The 6,898-nt window shown below is 39.7% G+C and carries 5 protein-coding genes and 1 pseudogene; 2 read left to right on the top strand and 4 right to left on the bottom strand.

Features of this window, described 5'->3' with window-relative positions; translation table 11 throughout:
- From Q1R07_RS12065 to Q1R07_RS12050, 4 genes and pseudogenes are all read right to left on the bottom strand, one after another.
- Nucleotides 1–250: pseudogene (locus tag Q1R07_RS12065) on the bottom strand (hypothetical protein); the annotation flags it as partial.
- Nucleotides 251–513: 263 nt separating this feature from the next.
- Nucleotides 514–1,464, bottom strand: coding sequence for a hypothetical protein (locus tag Q1R07_RS12060; protein ID WP_300490505.1), 951 nt, complete (start codon nt 1,462–1,464; stop codon nt 514–516).
- A gap of 512 nt (nt 1,465–1,976) precedes the next feature.
- Nucleotides 1,977–2,840 carry a hydroxymethylglutaryl-CoA lyase gene (locus tag Q1R07_RS12055; RefSeq protein ID WP_300490502.1) on the bottom strand — a complete coding sequence of 288 codons (864 nt, stop codon included), beginning with the start codon at nt 2,838–2,840 and terminating at the stop codon, nt 1,977–1,979.
- Between the two features lie 184 nt (nt 2,841–3,024).
- Nucleotides 3,025–4,044: a quinone-dependent dihydroorotate dehydrogenase gene (locus Q1R07_RS12050; RefSeq protein ID WP_300490499.1), complete on the bottom strand. Its 1,020-nt coding sequence runs from the start codon at nt 4,042–4,044 to the stop codon at nt 3,025–3,027.
- 132 nt (nt 4,045–4,176) lie between these two features.
- Here Q1R07_RS12050 and Q1R07_RS12045 point away from each other — a divergent pair, with 132 nt between their 5' ends.
- Both Q1R07_RS12045 and Q1R07_RS16415 read left to right on the top strand, forming a co-directional pair.
- Nucleotides 4,177–4,992 (top strand): 2,3,4,5-tetrahydropyridine-2,6-dicarboxylate N-succinyltransferase, encoded by an 816-nt coding sequence (locus Q1R07_RS12045; protein ID WP_300490517.1) that lies wholly within the window; start codon nt 4,177–4,179, stop codon nt 4,990–4,992.
- A 9-nt stretch (nt 4,993–5,001) separates the two neighbouring features.
- Complete coding sequence (locus Q1R07_RS16415) at nt 5,002–6,894, top strand: glycosyltransferase (RefSeq protein ID WP_366526339.1); 1,893 nt, start codon at nt 5,002–5,004, stop codon at nt 6,892–6,894.
- Nucleotides 6,895–6,898: the final 4 nt, after the last annotated feature.

Here is a 6,898-nt window from a genome sequence, read left to right as displayed (position 1 = left end):
AAATATTTCCTCCGGTTACATCCGTAATAAAGATGAGTAATCCATTTTGATCCGCTCCATACAGCCCATCTCCTTTTGCAGTTAATTCTGCCAGGGTAAGTCGTGGCGGAAGAACACCATCGATATCCGTAACTCCCTTTTCTCCTGCTATGTCTAAAGTAGCTTTAGGACTTTCTGTATTAATTCCAACCTGAGCGTAAAGAAGCCCGGTAAAAAAGAGGAAACTTACAATTGTACCATATCTTTTCATGTTATTTTTTTATTATGTGAACCTCATTTAAAGAAAACTGAATTAATCGTTTTACCTAAATAACTTACGTTTAAAACAAGACAAAACCCTAATTTTCACAAAAGACAGGGTGTTTTTTGAATTACTATAAAACGGTAAAACTTTTACGATTTTATGACAAAAAAACTATGCCCGATTAGTAAACTTTACCTTTCATTCCTTAGTTTGGTGATACCTTTCTTTCAACATAGGAAATAGCGCAACCGTTTCATAGCAACCCAGTCTTAAGGTGTTACCTGAAGGTCGCCTTCAATTTGAATCCAATCCAGTCCACCTCCTCCAGCGGGGCCATACAGTCCTGGTGGACCTGTCCATTGTAACTTTACAGTCGTTCCAGCTTTAATCCTGGTTATATAATCCGCTGCAACTATTTGAAGATGATTTGGAATATATTTTATTGGCAAATAACCGGTCCATGTTACATTAGGGGTCACTACATTATACACGCCATCGGAAGCACTATCAATACGGATCGTAATAACCCTGCCGAGCACAGGGTTGGCTGGTAACGTAATAGTCGTTACACTAGAGGATAATATATTTACGATCTCATCGTCATCTGTCATTACCGCCTCAGCATTCGTTCTAGCTGCCCGCCAAATGGCATAACTACCTCTAAAAGCAGCCAGAGTACCCTCTGAATTTGCTACAATAGTATTAGGATAATTGTTACGTCCTCTACCATCTCTAATATTGCGAAGTCTTACGTTTCCATCAACATCCAGTTTTTCCGTAGCAGCTTTTGTACTATAATCGCCTATACCGAGGCTACCATTTTGATAAATATACCGAGCAGTTGGGTACGCCGGCCAAGTAGTAAGAGCGGCTTTCCAAGAGGTTGTATTATCCATTTTTATCCAAACATTCGATGGACTATCAAAATAATAATACCCACTCTCATCAATATTCGTTCGTTGCGACAAAACGTCTCCTCCGGTTACATCCGTAATAAAAATGAGTACTCCATTTTGATCCGCTCCATACAGCCCATCTCCTTTTGCAGTTAATTCTGCCAGAGTAAGTCTAGGGAAAAGAACACCATCAATATCTGCTACTCCTTTTTTTCCGGTTATATCCAAAGTAGCCTTGGGATCTTCTATATTAATTCCAATCTGGGCATAAATCGCCCCTGTAAAAAGAAGTTGGAGGGATACAATTACATAATACTTATTCATATTACTTATCATATTAGATTAATTAAAGTTTGTTAGTTTTAAAACAGAAGCATCAATTTTTTACTAACTAAAAAGTTTTATCCGTTTTTATAATGCTAAAGGAGGAAACCAGCATCGTTACTATAGATCCCGTAATAACAACAGAACCTTATTAAAGTTGTATGAATACAAAATAAAATCAACTACAAACTTCTATTCTAAATTTTGAAATGTTTATTATTGTATCAATACTATATGATCAATTTTTGTTTATAGTTATTTATAGCGCTAAATTAATTAGCATTTTCGAACAATCTTTTTGAGATATACGGACAAAAAAAAACATGTTTAAGACAAAACATGAGTTCTTTTTGATTTAAGTAGTAAATAGTGCTTTTTCAGGGTTTTATGATCCTTAACAAAACCCGTTGGCTTGACATGGAGTCATCCGGATACGAAACAGTCAAAACAAATAGTAATAAAACTACTGTTCTAATTTTTATAAAGTCTTTTGTACTTTCTTTTTAGTACGACTAATGGTAAACGGTAAAAATTTTAAGCGCTTCATTATAAGCACTTTCAAAGCTCATCGGACTTAATCCGGTATCAGCTTTTTGTGAAGTAAAATAGGATAGCATTTTTTCGGTTGGCATATTCCCGGTCAGGTCGTCTTTGGCCATCGGGCAGCCTCCAAATCCCTGAATAGCACCATCAAAACGACGGCATCCGGCTTTATAGGCCGCATCTACTTTTTCAAACCATTTGTCCGGTGTGGTATGTAGATGCGCTCCGAATTCAATATGCGGGTATTTCGGAATCAAATTCGAAAACAAATAAGAAATCACTTCCGGTGTCGAAGAGCCTACCGTATCGGAAAGCGACAATATCTTTACGCCCATATTGGACAACTTTTCTGTCCACTCTCCTACGATTTCCACACTCCACGGATCGCCATAAGGATTTCCGAATCCCATCGACAAATAGGCCACCACTTCTTTATCGGTAGCGTTGGCGATGTCCAGAATTTCCTGTAAAGTTATCAGCGATTCGGCTATGGTTTTGTGGGTGTTTCGCATCTGAAAATTCTCCGATATCGAAAACGGGAAGCCCAGGTATTTGATTTCCGGATAACGGGATGCATTTTCAGCACCTATCGTATTGGCGATAATTGCCAGTAGTTTGCTTTTGGTTTGTGACAAATCCAGTTGCGCCAGTACTTCCGGCGTATCCTGCATTTGCGGAATCGCTTTTGCGGAAACAAAACTGCCAAAATCAATAGTGTCAAATCCTACACGCAATAAAGATTGAATGTATTGCACTTTCTTTTCTGTAGGAATAAACGCCTTGATACCTTGCATGGCATCTCGGGGACATTCGATGATTTTAACTTGCTCCATAACGTTTCAAAGATACGCTAAAGTTCATAATTTTCAAATATACTGGCAATGGCAACCTACTATTTTAAAAAGATTGATCCATTAAACAACACAATCGTATCGCTTTCAAACAATTAGAAAGCAACACCATTCCCAAAAGAGAAAAGTTTAACAGATTTCTGTTTTAGTGTGCGAATACCTCCTGTTATTTTCCGGCCAGTATTTTTTTATTGATGGCTTTGATCAAACCCGGTCCTTCATAAATAAATCCGGTATACAATTGTATCAGACTCGCGCCGGCTTCCAGTTTTTCGATCGCATCTTCCGCCGAATGAATTCCACCAACTCCGATAATCGGGAAAGCTTTATTGCTTTTTTCCGACAGGAATCGGATTACCTCAGTCGATCGTTTGGTTAACGGTTTTCCGGAAAGTCCGCCGGTTTCTTTTTTATTTTCGGAAACCAGTCCGTCTCTCGAAATGGTCGTATTGGTTGCAATCACACCGGCAATTTTGGTATCTCTTACAATATCGATAATGTCCAGCAATTGCTCATCGGTCAGATCCGGGGCAATTTTTAACAGTATCGGTTTTTGCTTCGGTTTGGTCTGGTTTCTATTCTGTAGCGTTTGTAACAGTTCGGTTAACGGCTCTTTATCCTGTAAGGCTCGTAAATTGGGTGTATTGGGTGAGCTTACATTTACGACAAAATAATCGACATAATCGTATAACGCTTCAAAACAGATTTCATAATCCTGAGTTGCGGCTTCATTGGGTGTAAGCTTGTTTTTTCCAATATTACCACCAATCAGTACGCCTTTATTTTTTTTCAGACGTTCCACCGCTTCGATAACGCCGCCGTTATTAAATCCCATACGGTTGATCAACGCGCTATCGGCTTTTAAACGGAACAATCGTTTTTTCGGATTTCCTTCCTGACCTTTGGGTGTAAGGGTGCCAATTTCGATAAAACCAAAGCCTAAATTGGACAGTTCTTTGTATAATTTAGCATCCTTATCCAATCCGGCAGCAAGTCCAACCGGATTTTTAAAACGCAATCCAAAAACTTCCCGTTCCAGTCGCGGGTCATTCACTTCATAAATAGCGTTTAATAATGCCGGAACACCCGGTATTTTGTGTAGAAAACGGATGCTTCCAAAGGTAAAATGATGGATTTTTTCCGGATCAAAACGGAACAGTATCGGTCTGATTATAGATTTGTACATAAGTGTGTTGTGTTGTGCTGCAAAAATAGAAAAATATATGGTGTTTCGAAATGTATCGGCCTGCCCAAATTCTGCTATTTTCTATTTCGTTTTAAAAAAATGGGGTTATATTTGCTAAAAATCGATTTTTATATGAATGCCTTACAGCCAATAATAGAGCAAGCATGGGAAAACCGTGCCTTATTACAAGAAGAAAAAACGACGAATGCCATTAGAGAAGTGATCGAATTACTGGATGCCGGAAAATTGCGTGTTGCAGAACCAACAACCGATGGATGGCAGGTAAACGAATGGGTAAAAAAGGCCGTAGTTATGTATTTCCCAATCCAGAAAATGGAAACGCTTGAGGCTGGAATATTCGAATATCACGATAAAATGCCTTTAAAAAGAGGGTATGCCGAAAAAGGTATCCGCGTCGTTCCAAATGCTGTAGCGCGTCACGGAGCCTATATTTCCAGTGGGGTAATCTTAATGCCAAGCTATGTAAATATTGGGGCTTATGTAGACGAAGGAACCATGGTCGATACCTGGGCGACGGTTGGTAGCTGTGCGCAAATCGGAAAACACGTACACTTAAGTGGTGGTGTTGGAATCGGTGGGGTATTGGAACCGTTACAAGCCGCTCCGGTAATCATTGAAGACGGTGCTTTTATCGGTTCAAGATGTATCGTGGTAGAAGGTGTTCGCGTTGAAAAAGAAGCCGTATTAGGAGCGAATGTTTGCCTTACCGCATCTACTAAAATTATCGACGTTACCGGCGATACACCAGTTGAAATGAAAGGTATTGTTCCGGCGCGTTCGGTGGTGATTCCAGGAAGTTATACTAAAAAATTTGCTGCCGGTGAATATCAGGTGCCATGTGCGCTGATCATCGGAAAACGCAAGCCTTCAACCGATTTAAAAACCTCATTAAACGACGCTTTAAGAGAGTATGACGTTGCCATCTAATAGTATTAAATGAGCAGCAGTCCAAAAATATCGGCTTTAGCCATCATTAGGAACGAGGAAGACAATATCCGGACCTATCTCCGGAATATGGCTTTCGCGGACGAAATTATTGTAGTCGATTCGTACAGTAGCGATACCACACTGGATATCATCCGGAGTGAATTTCCGCAGGTGCGAATCGTACAACGCCCGTTTGACGATTTTTCCCGTCAGCGGAATTTTGCCATCGATTTGGCCACAAATGACTGGGTTACTTTTTTTGATGCCGACGAAAGGGTGACCGAAAATGGAATCCTCGAATTAAAAGAACAGGTGGCTTCACATCCGGAGGAAGTCGCTTTTTGGGTAAAACGCGCTTTTTATTATGCAGAAAAGCCAATGTTTTATGGCGGACAAAATCAGGACAGAGCCATACGCCTGTTCCGAAAATCAAAATGCCGCTATTCCCATAAACTCGTACACGAACAACTTATCGTTGACGGTAAATCCGGGAATCTAAAAGAAATCATCCAGCATTATTCGTTTAAAAACAAAGCTGATTTTCTAGGAAAACGCCTGCAATATTCCAAATTACGGGCTCAGGAATTGTATCAGAAAAATACAAAACCTACCGCTTTTCATTTTTATGTAAAACCGGCTTTTCGTTTTTTTAAGCATTATATAATCGAATTCGGATTCCTAAATGGATCACAAGGTGTATCTTTGGCTAAAATCATGTCACAACACGTTTATATGCGTTATGTGTATCTCCAACAACTACACCGAAATAAAAACCGGGACAACAAAAGCCTAACGATTGGTTATGAAGCGAAACGCGTTTTTCATAATCAGACCGGACTGGGTAATTACAGCCGTGATCTGGTTCGGATTATGAATCGTTTTTTTCCGGAAAACCACTATTTACTATACAATCCGAAACCGGCAAAAAAGCAACTTTTCACCTCGGATTCGGATACGATTATCGAAAAACGTCCGACCGGCTGGTTCAATCGGAAGTTTTATAATATATGGCGCCAGCGCACTATTATTTCCGATCTGAAAAAAGACGGCGTTCAATTATTCCACGGTCTTTCGGGCGAACTTCCTTCGGGATTGAAAAAAGCCGGAATTAAAAGTACCGTGACGATTCACGATCTGATCTTTATGCGTTATCCGGCGTTTTATTCGTTCTTCGACCGGAAAATTCATTTTTATAAATTTAAAAAGGCCGCTCAAAATGCCGATACCGTTATCGCCATTAGCGAACAAACCAAAAACGATATTGTACAGTACCTGAAAATCCCGGAATCAAAAATCGAAGTGATTTATCAGGGATGTCAGCAGGTTTTTAAAGAGCTTTATTCCGACCAAGAAAAGAAAGCCGTTATCGAAAAATACAAGCTTCCGGAACAGTTTGTTTTAAACGTGGGTACGGTCGAAATCCGTAAAAACGTACTGGCAGCTGTAAAAGCCATTCGGAATATCGATACGAAACTTGTCATTATCGGAGGCGAAACGGCTTATACGCAAACGGTAAAAAACTACATCCGGGAACATCAAATGGACGAAAAAGTCCTGTTTTTAAAAGGACTAAACAGCCGCGAACTGGCAATGGTATACCAGTTGGCTACTGTTTTTATTTATCCGTCGTTGTTTGAAGGTTTCGGAATTCCGATTATTGAAGCGTTATATTCCAAAACTCCGGTTATTACAACCAACTCCGGTGTTTTCCCGGAAGCGGGCGGACCCGATAGCCTTTATGTCGATCCAACCGACAGTGCCGACATACAATCAAAAATTGAATTATTACTTCGTGATCCCAATTTAAGAGACGAGATAACAGAAAAAGGTTATATGTTTGTACAGAAATTTAATGACGATGTTATTGCGAACAGGATTATGACACTGTATCAATCATTATAACAAG

Source organism: Flavobacterium sp. (assembly GCF_030146175.1).
In the GTDB taxonomy this organism is placed as follows: domain Bacteria; phylum Bacteroidota; class Bacteroidia; order Flavobacteriales; family Flavobacteriaceae; genus Flavobacterium.
Note: the sequence above shows the minus strand (reverse complement) of the source record. Positions and strands in the feature narration are given on the sequence as shown.